The sequence below is a fragment of the Micromonospora sp. WMMD754 genome (assembly GCF_049315235.1).
GTDB lineage: Bacteria > Actinomycetota > Actinomycetes > Mycobacteriales > Micromonosporaceae > Micromonospora > Micromonospora sediminicola.
In genome coordinates this window covers 3,130,889-3,155,135 of sequence record NZ_CP186058.1, presented here as the reverse complement: position 1 = coordinate 3,155,135, position 24,247 = coordinate 3,130,889, and the positions used below count along the sequence as shown (strand labels likewise).

Sequence of the window (24,247 nt, the reverse complement as noted above, 5' to 3'; positions counted from 1 at the left end):
GCCCGTCCATAGCCCCGATCGGTCGTCCGCCGCGACGAAAGGTTGAGCCGGCGAACATGCACTCGACCGAGCGACAAGATCGTTGACCGACCGTACGGTCAGGGGATCTTGGGCGGACCTGCTGGATCAACCCGGTGTCCTCGGCTCCGCACGAGGGCGCCGGACTTTGTCGGAGCAAGGCCCTACGGTGTGCGCCACGTCAGCGGGAGGTGCGGGATGGACGTGCTCGCGGAAGAGTTGAGTCGCGAACAGAAGTACTTCGACGTGGCGTGGGACCACCGCGAGCGCATGCGCCGGACGCTGGGCCTTGCGGCGGGCGCTGCCGCCAACAGCGGCGCCGCCGCGAGGATCAGGCAGGACACCCAGGCGCGGCTGGACCGCATGGGCGGGCCGGACGAACCGGTGGCCTTCGGCCGGATGGATTACGAGGACGGCGAGGTCTTCTACATCGGCCACCACGCGATCTTTGATGACCACGCTGAGCTGCTCGTCATGAACTGGCAGGCACCTGCGGCCGCCTGCTACTACGAGGCAAGTCACACCGACCCGCTCGGCCTCCGGCTCAAGCGCAGTTTCGAGTGCTCGGACAACACGATCAAGTCGTTCAGCGACATCGTGTTCGCCCAACTGGCCGCCGACGTCGCCGAGCTGGAGGCGTACGAGGGTGTCGACGACGCACTCCTCGCGGACCTCAACAGCAACCGCACCGGCACCATGCAGGACATCGTCCGGACGATCCAGGCGGCGCAGTTCGACCTCATCCGCGCCCCGATCGACCAACTGCTGGTCATCCAGGGCGGACCGGGCACCGGCAAGACCGCGGTTGCGCTGCACCGAGTCTCCTGGCTGCTGTTCAATCATCAGGATCGGCTTTCGGCGCAGGATGTGCTCATCATCGGCCCGACCCCCACCTTTACGCGCTACACCCGAACGGTGCTGCCCAGCCTGGGTGATACGAGCATTGAGCAACGTGACATCAACCAGCTGCATCCTCCGGTGAAGCGTGGCCGCCACGAGGATCCCGAAGTCGTGAAGCTTAAGGGCGACGGCAGGATGGTTGGCCTCGTGCAGCGGGCGCTCTACGCCCGGGTCGGGCCGCCCGAGGGGCAGCATTGGATCGAGGTGCAGGTCGAGGGGCGCCCGGTGCCGGTAGCCGCCGAGGAACTCCTGCCGCTGATAGCACGGTGCCTTTTGAGCGCCGGCACATACAACGAACGTCGCCACTTGTTCCGCGACTTGCTGACCGACCTCATCTCCCCCCGGGTCCACGTGAACCCGCAACGACTGCGCACGGCACTGGATCCCGTCATGGACCGGCTCTGGCCGTCGTTCACCGCCGCATCGTTCCTGCGTGAGCTCTACGGCTCCCGCGACCGGCTGATGGGAGCGGCCGGCGACGAGTTCACAGCCCGGGAGGTTTCACTGTTGCACCGGCGGCCCGCCGATCGGCTCTCGGAAGAGACCTGGAGCGATGTCGACCTTGCCGTGCTCGACGAGGCCGAGCACCTCATCAATGGCGTGGAGGCCCGGTTCACGCACATCGTCGTTGACGAGGCGCAGGACCTCTCCCCCATGCAACTGCGAACCGTCGCCCGCCGCTCCGCGAACGGCTCCATGACCATCGTGGGGGACATCGCTCAGTCGACGGGTCACTGGGCGCGTGACGACTGGTACGAGGTCCTCGATCACCTGCCTGCCGATCTTCCCAGGGTCCGCGAAGAGCTGCGGTACGGCTACCGGGTGCCCCGACAGGTCTTCGAGCTGGCGGCCCAGCTCCTGCCTATCGCCGCTCCCACGGTGCAGGCACCGCAGATCGTGCGGGAGGGTCCATCCGAGCCGCTCATCCACCGGATCGAGGAGGACGAGCGTGCGGCTGAGGCCGTTGGCGTCGCGATGGGGCACGCCGCCCACGGTCGATCCGTGGCCATCATCTGCCCCTCTTCCTGCCGTCCGGACACCGAGCAAGAGCTGACGGCCAAGGACGTGGCCTGGCGCGCCGCGTCGGCCGGTGAGCTCGGCCCGGGAATCAACCTGGTCGGTCCTCAGGAAGCCAAGGGCCTCGAGTTCGACGCGGTCGTCGTCATGGAGCCGGAAGACATCGTCGCCGAGGACGACCGCGGCCACCGCCTGCTGTATGTCGCGCTGACGAGAACAACCCGGTATCTCGACATCGTCTGCGTCGGAAGCCCTTTCGCCATTGAAGACGACCGTGACGAATCGACGACAAACGGCATCGACGAACGCTCTGTCGGGGCGACGGCGGATGCGGTCGATGCAGAGGAAGGGTCGGAGTTGGAACCCGACCCGTGGGGAGAAGTCCTCGATGAGTTGCTCGGTTCGAAATCGGATGCGGCCGACGATGGCTTGAACGCGGCCGAGGTCAAGGACTCCTCGCACGCTGGCCCCCGTCCAGTGACAGTGCCTTCCCACGCTCCGTCACCGCGAGGAAATGTCTCCCAGCGGTTCATCGACTTGGCGGCGGAGGAGGTGGTCACGCTGCTCCGCGAAACTGTCGCACCGAACCTGTGGAAGTCCGTACTGACCAGAGCGGGCGAGGTCCTCGACGCAGAGGGTTGAGCCACGAAGCCACCAGCGCTGCTCGCAGTGCACCGCCGTTGACTCGCAGCGGACCTGGATGGTGCGCTGATGGCCTGGTCGCGCGGGGATGGGCGCGGTACGACGGCGATGCGGTCACCCTGACCGAGCAGGGACGCGCCGCGCATGCCACGGCGGCGGAGCGCGTCCGCGAGACAGGAGGCGCATCGCCTCGGGCGAGTGGCCTCCTGGCCACAAGCTGCCGTCCACCAAGGCACTCGCCGAGATGTACGAGGTCGGCAGTCAGTCCACCGTCCGCCAGGCCATTACCATCCTCATCGAAACCGGCGAGCTGTACGGCCACCAAGGCTTGGGCGTGTTCGTCGCCGATCGCGCCGACAGGTAGTCGAGGGTTGCGCGAAAGCGTCGCCGACGCCGACTGTCTGGCCGTTGCGCCGTACGGCCGGCCCACGGCTGGGTGAAGCCGACCTTCACCGGCGGCGTCCTCGTTCCCGGCGCGTCGACCGGGCCGATCCAGATGTGCCACCGCTGGCACGACTGGACCGCTGTCGACGAACGGGAAGACCCGAGTTGGCGGGAGGCCTGCTTCCTTCGCGCCCTCGCCTGACTACCGCTGGCCCACCTGCCGGCTTTGGTTGGCTGTCGGATATTTGCCACGCGTCTAGCCAACTCAGCCGACGACGGCTGACCCGAAGAACAAACGATAACATTTCGGCTTCAATGGTCAGTCCCCTGGGCGGGACTCGCCGCCTCCTCATCCTTTCGGCGCTGACGTCTGCCAACTCGATGATCTTCGAGGGCTGGTAGCGCGGCCACGGTCCCGGTAGCGTGCCGTGACCGGGGGACGAAAGGTTTTCTTAATAGGACCGAGATTCCCCGGTGACACAGCCGGCCGCGCGGGGAGGGGCACGAATGTCGGTCAGCTCAGTGGGATCTCGTCCGACGCCGTCTCGGCCACAGGACCCGGTGACCACCTCCGCGCCGCCGCCGGGCCAGCTAGTCACCGTCCGGGGCCGACGCTGGGTGGTGGCGGAGAGGGTGGCCAGCGCCATCACCTCCGACCGGGCCACCAACGGTGCCGGGACTGCCGAGAACCTGGTGACGCTCAGTTCCATCGAGGACGACAGCTTCGACGAGACGATGAGCGTGGTGTGGGAGGTGGAGTCCGGTGCCCGCGCCCACGAGTCGTCGGAGCTCCCTACCCTCGGCGAGGGCCGGACATTGGACGACCCGCAGACGCTGGACGCCTTTCTCGACGCCGTCCGCTGGGGCGCGCTCACCAGCGCCGATCGGAGCCTGTTGCAGGCGCCGTTCCGCAGCGGGATCGACATTCAGCCGTACCAGCTCGACCCCCTGGTCCGCGCCCTGTCCATGCCGCGGGCGAACCTGCTGATCGCCGACGACGTCGGGCTCGGCAAGACGATCGAGGCCGGGCTGGTCATCCAGGAGCTGATCCTGCGCTACCGGGCCCGGACGGTGCTGATCGTGTGTCCCGCCAGCCTCTGCATACAGTGGCAGGAGCAGATGCAGGAGAAGTTCGGGCTGGAGTTCCGGGTCCTGGACACCGAACTGGTCCGCAACCTGCGGCGGGAACGGGGTGTACGGGTCAACCCCTTCACCCACTTCCCACGCCTGATCATGAGCATCGACTGGCTCAAGCGGGACCGACCCACGCGGATGCTGCGCGAGGCGCTGCCCAAAGAGTTTCGGCTGCCCCGCGCCTTCGACATGCTCGTCGTGGACGAGGTTCACTCCTGCGCGCCGACCGGCCAGGGTAAGTACGCGGTCGACTCGCTGCGGACAAAGGCGATCCGTGAGCTGGCGCCGCACTGCGAGCACCGGCTGTTCCTGTCGGCTACTCCGCACAACGGTTATCTCGAGTCGTTCACCGCACTGCTGGAGCTCCTGGACGACCAGCGTTTCGCCCGGGGCGTGCCGCCGGACGAGCGGCAGCTCAAGCAGATCATGGTGCGCCGCCTCAAGTCAGAGTTGACGACCGAGTTCGACGGGCGTCCCCTTTTCCCGCCCCGCCGGATCGTCGCCCTGCCGGTCGACTACACCGCCGAGGAGAGGCAGGTCCACGAGGACCTGCGTGCCTACACCGACTCCCGGGTGCGCCGCATTGACGCCGAGGGGGAAGCGGCCGGGGTAGCGGTGGAGTTCTCACTGACCACGCTCAAGAAGCGGCTCTTCTCTTCACCAGCTGCATTCGCCCGCACCCTGGCCACCCACATCGCCTCGATGGAGAACGGCCGACCGGCGAAGGAGAAGCTGCCCCGTACCTCGGTGCTGCGGGACGCCTTCGCCGCGGTCGAGGACGCCCTCGACACCGGGGCTGACGACGACAGCTCGTACGAGAACCTGTCCCGACGGGCGTTGGTGGCCGCTGGCGACGCCGAACCCACCCTCACCGACGCGGACCGCGAGCTGCTCGACCGGATGAGGGTATGGGCCGAACGGGCGAAGCACCAGGCGGATAGCAAACTCGACCTCTTCCTCTCCTGGCTGGAGGGCATCAGCGGACCGGATCGGGACGAGCGGGTCATCGTCTTCACCGAGTACCGGGACACCCTGCGCTGGTTGCAGGAGCAGTTGGAGGCGCACGGCTACGGCGTCGACAACCGGATCGAGGTGCTGCACGGCGGGCTGGACACCCGCGAGCGCGATCGGATCAAGAAGGATTTCCTCGCCGCTGACTCCCCCATCCGCATTCTCCTGGCAACCGACGCGGCGAGCGAGGGCATCGACCTTCAGGAACGCTGCCACCGGCTGGTGCACTGGGAGATCCCGTGGAATCCCAACCGGCTCGAGCAGCGCAACGGCCGGATTGACCGACACGGTCAGCAGGCGGACGAGGTGCTCATCCACCACTTCGTCGGTGCCGGATACACCGAGGGCGCCACCATCGACGTCCTGCCCGGTTCACTCGACGGCGACCTGCACTTCCTCGCGCAAGCCGTGCGCAAGGTCGAGCAGATCCGCACCGACCTCGGCAGCGTCGGGCCGGTCATCGCCGACCAGGTCACCGAGGCGATGTTGGGACGGCGGCGCACCGGACTGGACACGTCCACCGCGGAGCGCGACGCCGCCAAGCGCGCCGTGCTCGCGGTGGAACGGCAGCTGGCCGCCGAGCTCGGGAAGCTGGTCGGCAAGCTGCACGAGAGCCGAGCCGGACTCCGGCTGCACCCGGCGGCGGTGCGCCGAGTGGTCGAGGTGGGCCTGCGATTGGGCCGCCAGCAGCCGCTGCAACCCACCGCCACCCCCGGCTTCGAGGGTGAGTTCTTCACCGTGCCGCCGCTCGCCGACGACTGGGCCTGGGCGGTGGCCGGCATCGTGCACCCACGCACCGGCCGCGCGCGCCCGGTGACTTTCGACGACGCCGCCGCAAAGCCGACGGATCAGCGGCACAGTCGCCAGGACGTGGTGCACCTGCACCTGGGACACCCGCTGGTGCAGCAGTGCCTGCGGCTGCTGCGGGCTGAGGTGTGGTCCGGCGGCCGGGAGGCCAAGCTGTCCCGGGTCACCGCCCGGGTTGTGCCGGACGACGCGCTGGCCGAGCCCGCCGTGCTGGCCCACGGCCGGCTGGTGGTTACCGGCGGCGCCGGTACGCGCCTGCACGAGCAGATCATCACCGCCGGCGGTTGGCTCCGGCAGGGACGCTTCGCCTCCTTCGCCACGGTGCGGGAGACCGAACAGGCGGTGGCGGTCGCTCGGGACAGCACCACCCCGTGCGATCCGGAGTTCGCCGAGCGCCTGGCCGAGTTGCTGCCGAAGGTCAGCAAGGCGCTGATCAAGGCGCTGGAACGCCGACGGGACGAGCGACAGGGTGGCATCGAACGGATGCTGGAGGCCAACGCCGAGCAGGAGGCACGCGCCGCCGAGGAGACCCTGCGCGAGTTGAGCGCCGCCATCAGAAAGGCGTTGCAGGACACCCCTCACGAGCAGTTGGCGCTCTTCGACCTAAGCAGTGACGAACGAATGCAGCTGCACCGGGACCGGGAGGCACTGCGGGACCGGCTGGACCGCGTCCCGGACGACATCGCCCAGGCCCGCGAGGCCGTCAGACGCCGCTACGCCGACCCGACGCCCCGGTTCTTCCCAGTGGCCGTGGAGTTCCTGATCCCGAGGAGGGCCACCCGATGACCGGCAAGTCCCGCCGATCTGGCGCGCGTAGCGCCCGGCCCGGCCAGCGGATCAGCCCGCACGCCGAGTGGCTGGCACTGGTCGAGACCGTCGAACCCTTCCTCGACCTGGACGTGCTCGACACCGCGCTGCCGCAGGGCTGCGCCCCGGTGCGCAGCGTGGTCCGGGACAGACTGGCGCTGGCCGTCGAGGAGCTGCGTGCCGAGCCGGCCAAGGTCGAACTCTTCGTCGAATTCGTCCTCCGCGAGGTGTTGGAGTGGGAACTCGACGGCGACCCGGCGTACGGGGCCGCGGTGCGGGACTCCGCTGTCCCTGCCGCGCTCGCCTACCGTCCGCCCGCCGCCGGCGAGACCCTCCGCCCGGACATCGTGCTGATGGCGGGCAGCTCTCCCGAGGTGCTCGTCGCATGCTGGCCCAGCGACACGCGGCTGGACAAGGTACTGCCCGACCGTACCTGGGCGGCCTCACCGGTCGACCGGATGGTGGAGCTGTGCCGGGCCACCGGCAACCCGGTCGGCCTGGTCACCAACGGCTGGCGGTGGTCGGTGGTGCACGCCGCCGCCGACCTGCCGGTCGGAGTGGCCACCTTCGACGCGGAGATCTGGGTCGACGAGCCGGTCACCCTGTCCGCCTTCGCCGAGCTGCTGGGCGGGCCCCGGTGGTTCGCCCGACCCGACGACGAGCACCTGAACGCGCTGCTGCACGAGAGCGGCAACCGCGAGGAGGCGGTCACCGGGCAGCTCGGGGCGCAGGTTCGCTCGGCCGTCGAGCACCTGGTCGACGCCCTCTCCCGCTCCGACCGGGAGCTGGGCGGCACCGTGCTCGCGGAGGTGTCACCGCGCGAGGTGTACCGGGGCGCGGTCACCGCCACCATGCGGATGGTCTTCCTGCTCTACGCCGAGGACCGCCATCTGTTGCCACTACAGGGTCTCTACGCCGACTCGTACGCCATGCACAGCCTCTTCGACCGGCTGCGTGCGGACGCCGACCGGCTCACCGAGGACATCCTGGACCGGCGGCACTCCGCCTGGGGGCGGCTGCTGGCCACGTCCCGCGCCGTCCACGGCGGGTCGCGGCACGACGCGTTGCGGCTTCCCGCGTACGGCGGGTCGCTCTTTGCCCCGAAGCGGTTCCCATGGCTGGAACAGCTGCGGGTGGACGACCGCACGATGCTGCGAGTGCTCGACCGGCTGCTGATGCTGCGCCGGGAGGGCCGCGCCAGCATCGAGGCGATGCCGCTCTCCTATCGCTCACTGGACGTCGAGCAGATCGGGTACGTCTACGAGGGGCTGCTCGACCACTCCGGACTCCGCGCCATGGAGACGGTGCTGGCGCTGCGCGGTCCGGCCCAGCCGGAGATCCCGCTCTCCACCCTGGAGGCATTTGAGGACGCCGAGCTGATCCCGTACCTGGTGCGGGAGATGTCCCTCGGCAGCAAGCGCAAGGTGAACGCGGCCCAGGTGCAACGCTGGCTCGACGACAAGCCGGACGGGCCGAGCTACGCCGACCTGCGCGCCGCCTGCGGCGGCGACGACGCGATCACCGAGCGGGTCCTGCCCTACTGGGGCCTGCTGAGGCCCGACCTGCGCGGCGGCCCCTTGGTGTACGGCCCGGGCGCCGTCTACGTCACCCAGGTCGGTGACCGGCGGGCGGCTGGTGCGCACTACACGCCGAAGCACCTCGCCGAAGAGATCGTCAAGCACACCCTCGACCCGCTCTGCTACTCCCCCGGCCCCGCCGACGGCCTCGGACCGGACGACGAGTGGCGGGTACGCCCCGCCAACGACCTCCTGGCCCTGCGGGTCGCGGACATCGCGGTCGGCTCCGGCGCCTTCCTTGTCTCCGCCTGCCGGTATCTGGCCAACCGCCTGGTCGAGGCGTGGCAGCGCGACGGCCTGCCGGACGGGGTGCCGGACGGTGACACCGCCGACGCCCAGGAAGAGCGGCTGCTCTACGCCCGCCGGCTGATCACCGACCGCTGCCTCTACGGGGTCGACCGGGACGACATGGCCGTGGAGATGGCCAAGATGTCCATGTGGCTTGTCACCCTGGCCAAGAACCGGCCCTTCGAGTTCCTCGACCACGCGGTGCGGCGAGGCGACTCGCTGCTCGGCATCGCCGACCTGGATCAGCTGCTCCACCTGCACCTCGACCCGGCGCAGGGCCGGAAGATCGCCGGGCATGTGACCTTCTTCGAGGACACCGCCGGGGTGATGTCCAGCGAGGTCAAGGACGCACTCGAATACCGCCACGAGTTGGAGTCGATGCCGATCCGCGACGTCCGCGACGCAGAGGACAAGGCGGCGCTGCTGGCCAAGGCCGACAGGCACACTGAGGCGTTGAAGCTGATCGCCGACGGCGTGGTCGCCGCCGCGCTGGCCCGGGGCCGCTCGCCGATGGAGTACGAGAATGCGCTCGCCACCGTCCGCAGCCACACCCGAGGAGTGCTCGCCGGCAAGGCGGCGGCCAAGGAGCAGCTTCGCGCGCTGACGCGGGAGTGGTTGCAGGAGGGGCAGCCGGAGTCCGCGCCGGAGCGGGAGTGCTTCCACTGGCCGCTCGAGTTCCCCGAGGTGATGGAGAATGGCGGCTTCGCCGCCGTCGTCGGCAACCCGCCCTTTCAAGGCGGTCAAAAGATCACCGGATCGCAGGGCACCGATTACCGCGACCACCTGGTCCGCTGGGTCGCGGGCGGCCGTCGGGGCAGCGCCGACCTGGTCGCCTACTTTTTCCTCCGCGCCGCCGAGGTGGCCCCTGGCGGCCGGACCGGCCTCATCGCCACCAACACCATCGGCCAGGGCCACAGCCGGGAGGTGGGGCTGGACCAATTAACGGAGGCCGGGTGGTCAATCCTTCGGGCGGTGAAGAGCACCCCATGGCCGGGTGAGGCAACGTTGGAGGTGGCAAAGGTCTGGCTCGGCCAGCGCGGTGAGTGCGAGCAAACCGTGCTCGATGACGTCACGGTCCGTGCCATCACGCCGGCCCTTGACGCCGCCAGCCGCGTGAGCGGTACACCTCATCGCCTTGCCGCCAATGCTGCTCTCTCCTTCCAGGGCTCGATCATCCTCGGGCTCGGCTTCACGATGACTCCGGACGAGGCTAAGCAGTTAATTGCCAACGACCAACGCAATGCCGAAGTGCTCTTCCCCTACTTGAACGGCGAAGACCTGAATTCTCGCCCGGATACATCTGCAAGCCGCTGGGTCATCAACTTCCGCGACTGGCCCCTGGAACGGGCCGAGCAGTACGCCGCCTGCATGGATCAAGTCCGGAGGCTCGTCAAGCCTGAGCGTGACAGGAACAACGACAAAGGAGCGCGGGACCTCTGGTGGCGCTTCCTCAGAGCGCGCGTTGAGATGCAGAACGCCATCGAAGGCTTTGACAGAGTCTTGACTATTGCTCTGGTTAGTAAGGTCGTGATGCCGATCTTTCAGCCCACCGGACAGGTGTTCTCGCACATGCTTGGTGTGTTCGCTACTTCAGACGCAGCGGATATGGCGTTGCTCTCAAGCGCACCACACTACTGGTGGACGATCGACCGTGCGTCGACGCTCGAGACGCGGATCCGTTACACGCCCTCCGACGTGTTCGAGACGTTGGCGCGGCCGAGGTTGACCGATCGGACGCGGGCGGCTGGGGAGCGGCTGGACTCGTACCGGCGGAAGCTGATGCTCGACCGGAACGAGGGGCTGACGAAGACGTACAACCGGGTGCACAACTCGGAGGAGCGCGCTGCGGACATCGCCGAGCTGCGGGCCATCCACGTCGAGATCGACCACGCGGTCACCGAGGCGTACGGCTGGCACGACCTGTCGCTCGACCACGACTTCCACGAGACCAGGCAGGGCGTCCGCTACACCGTCGGACCGACCGTTCGGCAGGAGATCCTGGACCGCCTGCTGGAGCTGAACTTCGCCCGCTTCGCCGAAGAGGAGAAGCGCGGCCTGCACAACAAGGGCAAGTCTTCGCGCGGCAGGCCGGCCAAAATCCCGAAGCCGCGTGCCGCCGCCGACGCCGAGCAACTGTCGATCAACTGGGGATAGGAGCCATGGCCGAAACCCTCTACAAAGACACCACCTACCCCGTCTCCCTGCTGGTCGAGCTGATCAAGACGGGGAAGATCGCACTGCCGGACATTCAACGCCCCTTCGTCTGGCAGGCCACCAAGGTCCGGGCGCTCTTCGACTCGATGTACAAGGGCTTCCCCGTCGGCTACCTGCTGTTCTGGGACACCGGTGCCGAGGTCGGCGCCCGGCAGATCGGGGTGGACACGGTCAAGACGGTGCCCACGCACCTGATCGTGGACGGCCAGCAGCGCCTCACCTCGCTCTTCGCAGTGATGACCGGGGCGACGGTGCTGCATGACGACTACTCCGAGTCGCGGATCCGAATCGCCTTCCGTCCGACCGATGCCACTTTTGCCGTCACCGACGCGGCCATCGAGAAGGACCCGGAGTTCATTCCGGACATCAGCGTGCTCTGGCAACAGGGCGGCAAGCGGGCCACCACGAAGGCGTACCTGAAGACCCTCAGTGCCCGGCGGGAGGTGGACGACGCCGAGGAGGAGCGCCTGGAGGAGGCGATCGACCGCCTCTACGACCTCCAGCACTATCCGTTCAAGGTGATTGAGCTGTCCGCGGCGGCGGACGAGGAGCAGGTCGCCGAGATCTTCGTACGGATCAACAGCGAGGGTGTAGCGCTGGTCCAGGCCGACTTCATCCTCACCCTGATGTCGGTCTTCTGGGAGAAGGGCCGGCGGGACCTGGAGGACTTCTGTCGGGTCTGCCGGGTGCCCAGCCTCGGCGGCGCCTCCCCGTTCAACTGGTACATCCAGCCGCAGCCGCCGCAGCTGCTGCGCGCCACCGTGGCGGTCGCGATGCGGCGGGCGGTGCTCAGGCAGATCTACGTCCTGCTGCGTGGCAAGGACGTGGAGACCGGCAAGCCCTCGCCGGAACTGCGGGATGCCCAGTTCGCCAAGCTCGCCCAAGCCCAGGAGCACGTGCTCAACCTGACCCACTGGCACGAGTTCCTGCTCTGCCTGGAACGCGCCGGCTTCCGCGGCAAGAAGATGATCTCAAGCGAGAACGCGATCATCTTCTCGTACGCGATCTGGCTGATCGGGCGGGTCGACTACCGGGTCCCGATCGCCCGGCTGCGGGAGGTGATGGCCCGCTGGTTCTTCATGGCACACACCACGGGCCGCTACTCCGGTTCCTTCGAGAGCCAGGTCGAGCGGGATCTGGCCCAGTTCAACGGTCTCGCGGAGGGCGACGCCGACGGGTTCGTCGCGGTGCTATCGAAGATCGTGAAGGACACCCTCACCACCGACTACTGGGAGATCCGCCTCCCCAACGAGCTGGACAGCTCTGCAGCGAAGTCGCCCGCGCTGCTGGCGTACATCGCGGCGTTGAACATCGTCGACGCGGACGCGCTGCTCTCCACCGGCAAGGTGCGGGCCCGGCTGGACCCGGCGGTAACCGTGAAGAAGGGCATCGAGCGGCACCACCTCTTCCCCCGCGCCTACCTGCGCAAGCAGGGCATCACCGGCACCAAGAAGATCAACCAGATCGCCAACATGGCATTGGTTGAGTGGTATGACAACATCACCATCTCCGACCAGCCGCCCGCGCAGTACTGGCCCGACCAGGTCCGCCAGAAGAACCTCCACCAGGCGGCCCTGGACGAGCAGCTGCGCTGGCACGCCCTGCCCGACAAATGGACCGAGCTGTCGTACGACGCGTTCCTCGCGCAGCGGCGCAAGCTGATGGCCGGGGTGGTGCGAGACGCCTTCAACCGTTTGACCGACTCCGGGTACTCGCCGGTCTACCCGAAGGCCGGGACGCCGACCGAGGTGCCAGCACCGACCAGGACCTGGTACGGCGTACGGGTCGTCGACCTGATCGACGCCGGGCTGTTGCCCGTCGAGGCGGTGCTGATCAACCCGACCGACGACGTCGAGGCACGCATTCTCACCGACGGCCGGATTGAGTTCGACGGCCTGCCGTACGACTCCCCCTCAGGGGCGAGCGACGTGGCGCACGGCAGCAGCACGAACGGCTGGGCCTACTGGCTGGCCGACACGCCGGCCGGGCTTCGGCCGCTCGCCGCGCTCCGAGACGAGCTGCGGAAAACCGAGGACGGGGAGGAAGGATGACCGACTCGCCTATACTTGCCGTACCCACCGGGGCGGAGATCCGCGACAAGCTGGCCGACCTCGTCCGCCGCGACCTGATGGGACCGACCGACCCCGCAGAGGAGATCGCCGGGCCGCCCGGGGGCCGGCAGGTCCTGTTGCGCGACCGATACCCGGTCGGCTGCCTGGCCCCCGCCGGTCTCCTGGTAAATCCGGCGGCCCTGGACGGCCTCGCCGAGGAGGGAGACCCCTCCGGCGACGACGAGGCCGGGACCGACACCCCACCGGCCGTCCCGTCGTTCTATCCCTCCTCGATGGGGATGAGCTTCGCGGTCGCCGCTCCCGAGACGCAGTTGATCGTCGAGGCGGAGTGGGGCCGGTACGTGCGGGACCACGCCAGCACCCCGCTTGACGACGGCAGCCAGCCGCTGGTGTGGCGGCGTCAACAACGTGGCGGCACAGCACCACTCACGCTGATCGAGGGCGAGATCGCGCCTTTCGAAATCGACAAGGAGCAGCCGGAGGTCGTGATCCGGGGTCGGGTCCGTCGGCACGACGGGCAGTGGGTCGTCTCACTCTTCCTGGTCAACACTACAGATCCCAGCGGCAAGATGATGAACGCGACCTGGGTCTTCCAGTGCGCCCTGCGGGTGCGCGGCACCAAGGGTTCCGCTCCCTTTTGCCCCCGCGAGTTGCCGCTGCCGGACGAGCGCATCGCCGACCCGGCCATCCGCGAGCTGCGTACCCTCGCCATGCGCTACCGGCACACGCCGGCCTTCGCCGTTGGGCACGGGGTCGGCGTCCTGGTTCGGACCACCGATGGCGACCCCACCCGGGCGGTGGAGATCAGCACCGATCCGATGCCCTGGTACGAGATGCCCGCCACGGACGCCACCCGGCCGAAGGACGAGGAACGGCTGGCCGGGGTCGAGCTGGACATGGCGAATCTGGCCGAAGCGAACCCGGCGCGTCTGCGGGAGGTGCTGGAGCCGATCCTCAACGCGTACGAGGCGTGGATCGAGGAGCGGGCCAAGGAGGCTGCCACCGACCCGTCCCTGGATCGGTTCCGGATCGATGCTGAGCTGGCCCTGGACGAGTGTCGGAAGGCGGCCGCCCGGATCCGGGAGGGCATCAAGGTGCTGCTCGACCCGGCCGACCCGGAACCGCTAGCGGCATTCCGCTTCGCCAACCGCGCCATGCGGCTGCAACGGCTGCACACCATGGCGGCCGGCAAGCGGCGGGCTGACCCGAAGCTGTCGCTGGGCGACGCTCTCGCCGCCGCGGACGCTGAGAACCGGCCGGCCTGGCGGCTCTTCCAGCTTGCCTTCCTGCTGATGGGGCTGCCCGCCCTGGCCGACCCGATGCACCGCAACCGCCGCCCGGACAGTGGCATCGCCGACCTGCTCTGGTTCCCCACCGGTGGCGGCAAGACGGAGGCATACCTCGGCCTGGCGGCTTTCGCGATGGCGATCCGGCGGCGCAAGCCCACCCTGGGCGGCCTGTACGCCGAGGACGGCGTGGCGGTGCTGATGCGTTACACCCTGCGGCTGTTGACCGTGCAGCAGTTCCAACGGGCGGCGGCCCTGATCTGTGCCTGCGAAACACTCCGGCGGGAGGAGCCGGCCCGCTGGGGAGGCACCCCGTTCCGGCTGGGTCTCTGGGTCGGCGGCACCGTGACCCCCAACCGCACCGAGGCCGCGAGCGACGCGGTGAAGGAGGCCCGCGGCCAGCTCAAGGGCCGTCCTGGAGGCGGTGGTCAAGGCTCGCCACACCAGCTGACCACGTGTCCGTGGTGTGGTACTGGACTGACCGCCGAGCGCAACATCGAGGTCGACCTGGTCCGTGGCCGGACCATCGTCTCCTGCGCTGACGCCACCGGCCGCTGCCCCTTCACCCTTCGTCGCAGCCCCGGCGAGGGACTACCGGTGGTCGTGGTCGACGAGGAGGTCTACCGGCTGCTGCCCGCCTTCGTCATCGCCACCGTCGACAAGTTCGCTCAACTGCCCTGGCGCGGCTCGGTGCAGGCGCTCTTCGGCAAGGTCACCGGCCGGTGCAGCCGGCACGGCTACCGCACGCCAGAGACCATCGGCTGTGAAGCGGAAGAGCATCGACCCTCCGGACGTCAGCCGGCAGCCCACGTCGAACCGGTCGGCGTGCTCCGACCGCCAGACCTGATCGTGCAGGATGAGCTGCATCTCATCTCAGGACCGCTCGGCTCTCTTGTCGGCCTTTACGAGACCGTGGTCGACGAGCTGGCCACCTGGCGGCCCGACATCCCGGGTGCCAACGCGGTACGACCCATGGTGATCGCTTCGACAGCAACCGTCCGCGGCGCGGCGGCCCAGGTGAACGGCGTCTTTACCCGGCAACTGGCGATCTTCCCGCCCCCCGGCACCGACTCGCGGAACTCCTTCTTCGCCCGGACCCGACCCGTGAGCGAGCTGCCGGGCCGTCGCTACGTGGGAGTCTGCGCGCACGGTCGCAAGTTCAAGGCGCTACTCATCCGGCTCTACGTCGCCGGGATGGCCGCGGCCCAACTGCTACACGAAAGGTACGGCGAACAGGCTGGCACCGACGCCTACATGACCATGGTTGGCTACTTCGGCTCACTACGTGAACTGGGCGGCATGCGCCGCGTGGTGGACGATGACGTGGCGACTCGCCTGTACGACGCTCGGCAGCTCGGCCTCGCCAGGCGAGACAAACCAGACGTCGCCGAACTCACCTCCCGGCTGCACTCCAGCGAGATCCCCGAGATCCTGCGGCGGCTGGAGGTCGCGGTGCCGGCCCACCGGAGCAAGAAGGCACCGGACGTGCTGCCGGTCGACGTGCTGCTGGCCACCAACATGATCTCCGTCGGCGTGGACATTTCGCGGCTGGGCTTGATGGTCGTCGCCGGGCAACCGAAGTCGGCGGCCGAGTACATCCAGGCCACCAGCCGAGTGGGCCGCGCCTCGCCCGGTCTCGTCTTCACCGCCTTCAACTGGGCCCGGCCGCGCGACCTGTCGCACTACGAGACGTTCGAACACTTCCACAGCTCCGCCTACCGACATGTGGAGGCGCTGTCGGTGACCCCGTTCGCCGACCGCGCGCTGGACCGGGGGCTCACCGCCGTGCTGACCAGCCTGATCCGGCAGCACGACGCGACCTGGAACGCCAACCGGGATGCCGAGCGCGTGGACCGGTATGCGACGGAAGTCGCGGAGCTGGTGGAATCGGTGGTGAATCGGGCGGCAACAGTGACGGGACAGACCTCGGCCGCCGACCTCGTACGGGCCAGACTCGACCGGACGCTCGACCGCTGGGCCGAACGGGCATCGACGAAGTATCAACAGCTGGGATACAAGGCCATGCCGGACGGCAGGACCGTGGGGTTGCTCGCCGAGCCGGACACCGGATCGTGGACCGAGTGGACCTGTCCCACCTCGCTGCGCAACGTAGAGCCGGGCATCCGACTGCTGATCCGCGACGGCGGTGGCCCCCTCGGCAACGAGCGGGAGAATCCATACCGGCGGCCGACCGACGAGGCGCCGACGCTGTTCGAGGCGGCATCGTTCGAACCCGACGACGAGAGTGACGAGGAGACTGCCGGGTGAAGGGCAAGGGCCCCCGGATCAACCGGGTCGGTGAGCTACGGCCGAGCCAGCTCCAGCACACCTTCGGTATCGGCTCCATCGTCGACCTGCCCCGTTTCTCCGCGTTGGTGATGGGGCTGGACGAGTGGGACGTCTCGCACACCGAAGCGATCAGCGAGCCCCGCCTGCTCAGTGCAGTTCAGGCGCGGGCGGGGGCGCAGGTCAGCACGTTGCGGCTGCCGCCGTACGTGCCGGAGGAGAACGGCAACATGTTCGGCGAGTGGACCCGGGTCGGGGTTCCCGTCGAAGTCTTCCCACGATTCCTGCGCTGCCCCTACTGCCGTTACCTCGGGCCGATCGAGAGCACCCTGTTCAAACTCCGTGCCAACCCGAGCCGCCCCGACCTCGTACGGGTGGTCCACGAAAACTGTTCGATCGCCAAGGGGAAGGCACCGGTGGCGATGCCGGTGCGGTTCATGCTCGCCTGCGAGGCCGGGCACCTGGACGACTTCCCCTGGGACTACTACGTCCACAAGGGCGCCAGCTGCGGCAAGACGCTCCTCCAGTTCGGCGAGCGAGGCGTCTCCGGCGACGCGGCCAGTGTCTTCGTCACCTGCGTAAGCTGCAATGCCCGGCGTAGCATGGCGCCCGCGTTCAGCCGGGACGCCGGGAAGCATCTGCCGCGCTGCCGGGGTCGGCATCCACACCTGCGGTCCTTCGAGCCCGGCTGCACCGTACCGCCGAGGGCGATCGGTCTGGGAGCCTCGAACCTGTGGTTCCCGTTCAAGGTGGCGGTCGTGTCGATCCCGGAGGCCGAGGACCATCTGCTTATCGAGGTCGAAAAGCACTGGGCTCAGTTGGGTGGCCTCCGGAGTGTTGAGCAGGTGTCTGGGGCGCGCGCGTTCGCACCCGAGAAGTTCATCGGCTTCGGCGCCGCCAGCGACTCAGAGATCTTCGCGGCGATCACGCGGTACCGGGATAGGAGCACGCCTGCGCCGACGGACGACGCGTCGGACGTGCTGACACCGGAGTGGGAGGTGTTCACGGACCACCGGCGCGCACCCAAGGACCATCCCGACTTCCGTATCGAGCCCCGCCCGGTGGCGTCGGAGTGGCGCGGCGAGCTGACCGAGGTGCTGGCGGTGACCCGTCTTCGGGAGGTCTCTGCGCTACTCGGCTTCACCCGGATCGTCGCTCCGAATGAACTCGGGGACGGCCGCTACGACGCTGGTCTTAGGTTTGCTCCGCTGTCCAATTCCGCTCCGACATGGGTGCCCTGTGCCGAGACCCGCGGCGAGGGCGTCTTCCTCCGCCTGCCGGAAGAGCGCGTCGCCGCGTGGGAGAGCAAGGTCGTCGGTCACGAGGCAATCCTCCGGTTGCGGCAAGGACACCGACAGTGGTGTGGGCAACGCAGTGTCGACGCGACCGAGGACTGGCGGCCACCGCGCTACACCCTCCTACATACCTTGGCCCATGCATTGATCCGGGCCTTCGCACTTGAGTGTGGATACAGCGCCAGCGGCATCCGGGAGCGGATCTACGCCCGCGAGGGCATGGCCGGTGTGCTGCTGTACACCGCCGCTCCCGACAGCGAGGGCACCCTCGGGGGCCTGGTACGGCTCGCCGAACCCGAGATGTTGACGCTGGTGCTCAAGCAGGCGTTGCGGGACGCCGGCCTCTGCTCCTCGGACCCCATGTGCGCGGAACACCGCCCGGACACCGACCGGACCGTCCACGGGGCCGCCTGCCACGCCTGTCTCTTCGCCGCCGAGACGTCCTGTGAACGGGGGAATCGCTTCCTCGACCGAAAGCTGCTCGTCCCCACTTTTGGAGGCGGGAAGAGTGCTTTCTTCCCGACTGTATGAAAGAGCTGGTCGAGGCGGTCGTGGCGGTGGGCCGGGCCAGTCCTCATCAACAGGTGCTGGTGGCGCTCACCGATGCCCTCGCGCCCAGAGCCACCGCCGACCAGCTGGCTCTCGGCGCACTGCGCGCCGTAGCGGCGCGGACGCCCGCTATCCGGGCGGAGGTGGACCAACTCTTCAGGGCATGGCGGGACTCGACGGCCGTCACCGGCATGGCGGTGGCGGGAATGCTGGCCAGCGCATACGAGGCGGCAACCGCCGAACGGGCGACCCTCCGGGTCGAACCGGTGGTCACCGGTCCGCAGAGCCGACATGTTCCGCTCCGGGCCACCCGGCAGGCGTTCGAGAGCGTGGCCGTGGCGGCGCGTCATGAGCTGCTGGTGCTGACCTACTCGGCCCACACCGATCCACGGATCATGGCCACGTTGGGCGCTGCCGTCGAGCGAGGCGTACGAGTGAGGGTTCTCGTCGAGACCACTCGCGCCGAGGGTGGCACCCTGCACACGCCGGCCCTGAACGCACTTGGGGACCTGCGTGCGGAGTTCTACGTCTGGGATCCAGGCCGACGGCCCCGCCTGGGATCTCCCCCGTCCATGCACGCCAAAGGCATCGTGGCCGACCGCCACAGCGCCTTTTTGACAAGCGCCAACCTCTCCGGACACGCCTTCGACGCCAATGTCGAACTGGGCGTGCGGATCGTCGGCGGTGACGTTCCTGCCCGACTGCGTGACCACTTCGCCGCACTGATCGCCGACGCCGTCTTCGTGCCCGTCACGCCGAACCCGAACTGACGGAGGTACCCATGCCCGCTCTGGCGGTCGCCAAGGACGCGATGCGCGACTACGCGAAGCTGACGAAACCAATCCGGGACAAGGTCGACGCCCTCTTCGAGAAGTTCCAGGCCCACACGTTCGCCGGCATCCACCTAGAAAAGCTGACCAACGCCCGAGATCCACGGCTACGGACAGTTCGCGTCGACGAGTTCTGGCGCGGACTGGTGCTTGCGCCGGAGACGGGCGATACGTACGTGCTGACCCGGATCGTCACGCACGACGAGGCGGACCGGTGGGCACCTCGTCATGTCTTCAAGGTCAACGCGACGCATGGCGCCTTGGAGATCATCGACGTGGCCTCGGTTGAACAGATCTCGCCGACGCCGGCTCCCGTACCGTCCACCGGCGCACTGCTGGACGGCATCTCCGATGCCACCCTCCAAGCGGTCGGCGTCGACGACGTCTACCTGCCCATGCTTCGGCTGATCAGCAACGAGGCCCAGTTGCTGTCCTACCTGCCAGCCCTCCCCGAGCTCCAGCAGCAGGCGGTCAGCCTGCTGCTCGCCGGCATGGACTCCGACGCGGTACTCGACCAGATCACCGGCGGTGCTCTCCCCGAACAGGTCGACGTGGAGGACATCGACGCCGCACTGGCCCGCCCGGCGAGCGCCAGCAACTTCCTGGTCACGGTCGATGACGCGACGCTGCGGGAAGCACTGGACCAACCTTTCGACCTCTGGCGCACCTTCCTGCACCCGCAACAGCGCAGCATCGCCTACCGTCACTCGTACCGTGGGCCCGTCCGGGTCACCGGTGGAGCCGGCACCGGCAAGACGGTGCTGGCTATCCATCGCGCACAGCACCTGGCACGAACGCATCCCGACGCCGAGATCCTGCTGACCACCTTCACCACCACCCTCGCCGAGGAGTTGCGCTCCGCGCTGGGGGTGCTGGGTGGAAGTCAGCTCGCCGAGCGGATCCAGGTGAGCACGGTCGACGCGATGGCCCATGCGGTGGCCAGACAGGCCGGGCAGGCCCCGACTGAGGTTCTTCTCGACCGGGAGGAGATGAAGCTCTGGGGCTCGGTGACACAGCGGACCCGAGCCGGTCAGGGCCGGTTCAGTCCGGAGTTTCTGCGCGACGAGTGGCGGCAGGTGATCCTCGCCCAGGACCTTGCCGATCTGCCGGCCTATCTCGGCGCCACCCGCAACGGCCGGGGAGTGCGACTCAGCAGGACGGATCGCGAGGCCGTATGGCGCGCCGTCGAGGAGTTCGACAGGCTGAGGGCTGGCGTGCCGACCATCCTTCAGGTGGCCGCACAGGCCATCCGGCTGCTCACGAGCGGGACGGTCCCGAGCCGGTACGCGCACATACTCGTCGACGAGGCCCAGGATCTGCATCCGGTGCAGTGGCGACTGCTGCGAGCCGCCGTGCCACCGGGGCCGGACGACCTGTTTATCGTGGGAGACGCCCATCAACGGATCTACGACAACCGCGTCACCCTCAGCGGACTCGGAATCGAGGTACGGGGCCGCGCGCACCGGCTGACTGTCAGCTACCGTACGACGGCGGAGATCCTCCAACTCTCCACCCGGCTTCTGGGTGCCGAGACGTATGACAATTTCGACGGCGGCCTGGACAGCATGGCCGGCTACCACTCACCCCTCCGCGGACCCAGCCCCGACCTGGACGGCTTCGACAATCGGGACGCGGAGCTGCGAGACCTGGTCACTGCGGTACGTCTTTGGTTGGAGTCCGGAGTGCAGCCTCATGACATTGCGGTGCTCTCCCGTACCAAGCGGCAGTCCGAGGAAGCGGTTGGGGTGCTGACAGCGGAGGGCCTCCATACAGTCCGGCTCAAGAGCGCCGGCCGCGGCCGCCCGGAGGCGATTCAGGTGATGACGATGCACCGGGCGAAGGGGTTGGAGTTCCGTTGCGTGGCCGTCCAGGGAGCGAGCGCCGAGATGATGCCCCTCGCCGGCGCCTTGACGCCCGCCCGGGCTGATGCCGCTCGACACCGTCAGGACCAGATGCGCGAGCGTTCGCTGTTCTTCGTCGCCTGCACCCGAGCACGGGACGCGCTGCGCATCTCCTGGACTGGACAGCCGAGTCCATTCTTGCCAGTCGATGGGCTCCGATAGCCAGAGTTCCCAGTCACGATGCCGGCAACGCGCGGCGACTCTCCGTCCTCAAGGGAGCGCGTAGCAGTGGGCGGGTCGGCCAGCGACGTCCGGCGCAGCACTCCCGGCGCCGACGTCAGCCGACGGGCCGACCGGCTCGACCGGCTCAACGGTGACTGGATAGGACGGTGATCAGACGGCGCGGCTGCGAGCCCTCACGTCCGGGCCAGGCCGCGCCATCGACCCCGCTCAACTTCGAAGTGTCCCGAAACCAAGATCCTTCAAACGTGCCTTGCGGCGCATAGCTGCCGCCTCGCATTGCTGTTCAAGATCTGCGAGTGACACTCCATAGCGAACAAACCATGCCCGGCATTTCTCCTCCAGCGCCTGCCGTTCTCGCCCTACGAGATTTTCGACCCGTGCGCAAAGATCCTCGACTAGGGAAGTAAGGAGATCACCGCCGCTTGGCGTCGCGCCTGAGGATTGCGCATGCGCCGCCTTTAAACCGTAATAGTCCAGCCGCCGAAGATCGTCGTGGTGATCAGACCACCAGATGGCGAAGACTCCCGCTAGCTGATCGCGATTTAGGACACCAACGGGGAGGAGCTTGGTGCAAAACGAGGCGAGTAGCTTTTCCCTAGCCGTCATTAGACGCCTATTCCCCGCGAGTTCAATGATCAACGTGGCCGCAGTCTCCCACCATTCGTGGCATTTTTCCGTGATGGCACGCTCTCGAGGGGCCGCGGCTTCCCTGATTCTGCTCGCAGTTTCCTCATACTCCCCATCAAGAAAATCAAGGCAACCGGATCCCCGGGACTGGAACAGTTGGGCAATGTCAATGTCGAACGCCTTAAACCATGGTCCTATTGCCTCAACCTCTGCTCGAGGGACTCCACCGTACAGGGTTGCGGAAATATCGACCGGAACCTCGCCGACGGGACCGCTTTCGACATACCTGCCGATATTCAAATTGAATTCATTGTCCGCAATCTCTGCCAGGGATGCCAGTCGGGAGAATCCAGTAATCTCCAGTTTCGACCGAAATGTTCGGGCTATCTTTTCCACATGTTGGGGGTCTAGCTTATTCTGGCTACGCCCAGTCGTGATTTCCTGCTCGGCGTTGATGAAGAGAACTGGCCCTTGGCCACCGTCGGCGGGAGCTCCGGTCCCACGCACAACGAGGATGCATGCAGGGATGGCGGTGCCATGAAAGACATTTGGGCCGATCCCGATAACCGCTTCGAGACGGTTATCTTCAAGTATTGCCCGCCGAACCCCTGCTTCTGCACCGCCGCGAAAAAGCACTCCGTGCGGTGCCACGACAGCCCCTATACCATCTGGCTTCAGCACCGCAAGCACATGCTGCAGACTCATTAGGTCAGCCCTTTTTCCCTGACCGGGGGCCCACCCGTACTTCATTCGTTCGGGGTATCGAATCCTACTCCCGGCATAGTTCATGCCGAACGGCGGATTAGTCAGCACTCGATCAAAACGAAGGAGGGTGCCTTCGGTAGACTTGTGCAGCGGATCAGCAAGTGTGTCGCCTCGGAGCAACGAGCCATTCGCAAGCCCATGCAACATGAGGTTTATTCGGGCAGTAGCCCACGTCAACATGTTGATCTCTTGCCCAAAAAGCGCTAACGACGCTTCGCCTCCGCTGTTCTCACTAACATATTGCCGGGACTGCAGTAGCGTTCCTCCGGTACCAGCAAAGGGGTCACAGACAGCCTGGCCCGCTTCTGGGTTAATCAAGCGCACCAGCAGCTGGCAAACCGAGCGGGGAGTATGGAACTCTCCGCCTTTCTTCCCCGACCTTTCAGCCAGCCAGGTCAGAACTTGATCGTAAGCCCGACCGACAGTATCCGGAAATTCTACATCCTCAGGCCCCGTAGGAATTCCGTCAAATGCCTCAATCATTGATGCCAGACTGCCGGAATCCAGTCTCTTCGAAGCATCGACCGCGTCCAGAACTTCATTAAATACGTCTGGATTCCCCTGCTGCAAACGCAACCGTGCGGTTTCTACAGCATGGTGCGGATTTGCGCCAGCAGATAGAACTAGGTCCGGCCATCTTGCCGCCTGGGGTACCTGAAAGATCCCCGGCCGATCAGACGACCACTTGAGCACAAGAAGCAGCGAGATGATTCGGACCTGGTCCCAGGCATCTACTACGCCTCGCATTAAATCCGCTGCACGGAAAAGGCTTTGGGAAATCTCGGCGCTCGTTGTTCTACGCATTACTCAGATCTTCCGGTTAGCTTATCAAGGATGGCGGGCTTGAGACTCCGTAAACGCTCGGCCATAGCTTGATGGGTCGCAATCTCATCGTCGACGCTTCTTAGTGCCTCGACGATCTGGTCTTGCTGTAAGAGCGAGGGAACCGCGACCATTAGCTCGTTCAACACGCTTGTGTTGATAGAGGTCACCGTGCCAGGAAGGGCGCGATCCATCAAGTCCTTGCGAACCGCCGGATGTGACAAATAGTATGCCAAGTACCGTGGTGAGACGATCCTCCCTCTAGTCCTGACCCTCAAGCACGATGAGCTGTACAGCCAACCAGACTGCTCTACGCCTATTACGGCAAGACGTCCGATAGCGCCTTGTCGGACAACCACTAGATCGCTATCCTTCAACGTAAATCTCGCGAGCTTTTTCATGTCCGCTTTTGGAATACGGCGCAGCCCTCGCCCATTCACATCATGATTCTCAGTGAAGTTGGCGGGCGCCAAAACTGGCACCCCCTCAGGTCCATCATGGAGATTCTCAAGCAAGGATCCGGAGGGGCCTGCCGTCACCGTGGCAAGCTCTGCAAGCGGGATACTTTTCACCTGTCTAAAGTGGTTGCCGCCGCTCACATCAGTGCCCTTCTGTCTACCAAACATAAGCAGATCATTTCGAAGGATGGGCCGCACCAATATGCTGCGGCCCATCCTTCACAGTCAGACCAGCCGGACCCAACGTCGAAGGGCTAGCCGTACGAGTTCCTCGATGAGGACCGTCAAGATCGCTGCGCTGATCAGGGCCAGCGGTGTCCAGTACTGGCCGGCCACTGCCGCGAACGAGAGGATCACGATGACGATCACAGCTA

Annotated in this window: 12 protein-coding genes; 9 read left to right on the top strand and 3 right to left on the bottom strand. The window is 67.0% G+C overall.

Going from position 1 to position 24,247, the window contains the following annotated elements:
- The first annotated feature begins 216 nt into the window (after window positions 1–216).
- The 9 genes from ACN27B_RS15315 to ACN27B_RS15275 all read left to right on the top strand — a co-directional run bounded on the left by ACN27B_RS15315 (window position 217) and on the right by ACN27B_RS15275 (window position 21,180).
- A complete protein-coding gene (locus ACN27B_RS15315; RefSeq protein ID WP_422745605.1) occupies window positions 217–2,577 on the top strand; it encodes a HelD family protein in 2,361 nt (786 codons plus the stop codon).
- A gap of 88 nt (window positions 2,578–2,665) precedes the next feature.
- Window positions 2,666–2,941: a GntR family transcriptional regulator gene (locus ACN27B_RS15310; RefSeq protein ID WP_422745603.1), complete on the top strand. Its 276-nt coding sequence runs from the start codon at window positions 2,666–2,668 to the stop codon at window positions 2,939–2,941.
- 527 nt (window positions 2,942–3,468) lie between these two features.
- Window positions 3,469–6,699 carry a DISARM system SNF2-like helicase DrmD gene (drmD, locus tag ACN27B_RS15305; protein ID WP_422745601.1) on the top strand — a complete coding sequence of 1,077 codons (3,231 nt, stop codon included), beginning with the start codon at window positions 3,469–3,471 and terminating at the stop codon, window positions 6,697–6,699.
- Window positions 6,696–10,739: an Eco57I restriction-modification methylase domain-containing protein gene (locus ACN27B_RS15300; RefSeq protein ID WP_422745599.1), complete on the top strand. Its 4,044-nt coding sequence runs from the start codon at window positions 6,696–6,698 to the stop codon at window positions 10,737–10,739. The genes drmD and ACN27B_RS15300 overlap by 4 nt, the downstream gene beginning before the upstream one ends.
- A 5-nt stretch (window positions 10,740–10,744) precedes the next feature.
- Window positions 10,745–12,850 carry a GmrSD restriction endonuclease domain-containing protein gene (locus tag ACN27B_RS15295; protein WP_422745597.1) on the top strand — a complete coding sequence of 702 codons (2,106 nt, stop codon included), beginning with the start codon at window positions 10,745–10,747 and terminating at the stop codon, window positions 12,848–12,850.
- Window positions 12,847–16,425, top strand: a complete 3,579-nt coding sequence (gene drmA, locus ACN27B_RS15290) for a DISARM system helicase DrmA (protein WP_422745595.1) — start codon at window positions 12,847–12,849, stop codon at window positions 16,423–16,425. The genes ACN27B_RS15295 and drmA overlap by 4 nt, the downstream gene beginning before the upstream one ends.
- The gene (gene drmB, locus ACN27B_RS15285; protein ID WP_422745593.1) at window positions 16,422–18,269 is read left to right on the top strand and encodes a DrmB family protein; all 1,848 of its coding nucleotides are present in this window, start codon (window positions 16,422–16,424) and stop codon (window positions 18,267–18,269) included. The genes drmA and drmB overlap by 4 nt, the downstream gene beginning before the upstream one ends.
- Window positions 18,266–19,057, top strand: coding sequence for a DISARM system phospholipase D-like protein DrmC (drmC, locus tag ACN27B_RS15280; protein WP_422745591.1), 792 nt, complete (start codon window positions 18,266–18,268; stop codon window positions 19,055–19,057). Before drmB ends, drmC begins: the two co-directional genes overlap by 4 nt.
- Before the next feature lie 11 nt (window positions 19,058–19,068).
- Window positions 19,069–21,180: a UvrD-helicase domain-containing protein gene (locus tag ACN27B_RS15275; protein ID WP_422745589.1), complete on the top strand. Its 2,112-nt coding sequence runs from the start codon at window positions 19,069–19,071 to the stop codon at window positions 21,178–21,180.
- 228 nt (window positions 21,181–21,408) lie between these two features.
- On the opposite strand, the gene ACN27B_RS15270 is transcribed toward ACN27B_RS15275, so the two are convergent.
- The 3 genes from ACN27B_RS15270 to ACN27B_RS15260 form a co-directional block, all read right to left on the bottom strand.
- Window positions 21,409–23,169 carry an N-6 DNA methylase gene (locus ACN27B_RS15270; protein ID WP_422745587.1) on the bottom strand — a complete coding sequence of 587 codons (1,761 nt, stop codon included), beginning with the start codon at window positions 23,167–23,169 and terminating at the stop codon, window positions 21,409–21,411.
- A gap of 227 nt (window positions 23,170–23,396) precedes the next feature.
- Window positions 23,397–24,041, bottom strand: coding sequence for a restriction endonuclease subunit S (locus tag ACN27B_RS15265; protein WP_422745982.1), 645 nt, complete (start codon window positions 24,039–24,041; stop codon window positions 23,397–23,399).
- Between the two features lie 57 nt (window positions 24,042–24,098).
- Window positions 24,099–24,242 carry a hypothetical protein gene (locus ACN27B_RS15260; protein WP_422745585.1) on the bottom strand — a complete coding sequence of 48 codons (144 nt, stop codon included), beginning with the start codon at window positions 24,240–24,242 and terminating at the stop codon, window positions 24,099–24,101.
- Between the last annotated feature and the right edge of the window lie 5 nt (window positions 24,243–24,247).

Coding starts and splice junctions, on each gene's coding strand:
- ACN27B_RS15315 (WP_422745605.1), top strand. CDS start 217: ATGGACGTGCTCGCGGAAGAGTTGAGTCGCGAACAGAAGTACTTCGAC.
- ACN27B_RS15310 (WP_422745603.1), top strand. CDS start 2,666: ATGGGCGCGGTACGACGGCGATGCGGTCACCCTGACCGAGCAGGGACG.
- drmD (WP_422745601.1), top strand. CDS start 3,469: ATGTCGGTCAGCTCAGTGGGATCTCGTCCGACGCCGTCTCGGCCACAG.
- ACN27B_RS15300 (WP_422745599.1), top strand. CDS start 6,696: ATGACCGGCAAGTCCCGCCGATCTGGCGCGCGTAGCGCCCGGCCCGGC.
- ACN27B_RS15295 (WP_422745597.1), top strand. CDS start 10,745: ATGGCCGAAACCCTCTACAAAGACACCACCTACCCCGTCTCCCTGCTG.
- drmA (WP_422745595.1), top strand. CDS start 12,847: ATGACCGACTCGCCTATACTTGCCGTACCCACCGGGGCGGAGATCCGC.
- drmC (WP_422745591.1), top strand. CDS start 18,266: ATGAAAGAGCTGGTCGAGGCGGTCGTGGCGGTGGGCCGGGCCAGTCCT.
- ACN27B_RS15275 (WP_422745589.1), top strand. CDS start 19,069: ATGCCCGCTCTGGCGGTCGCCAAGGACGCGATGCGCGACTACGCGAAG.
- ACN27B_RS15265 (WP_422745982.1), bottom strand. CDS start 24,041: ATGTTTGGTAGACAGAAGGGCACTGATGTGAGCGGCGGCAACCACTTT.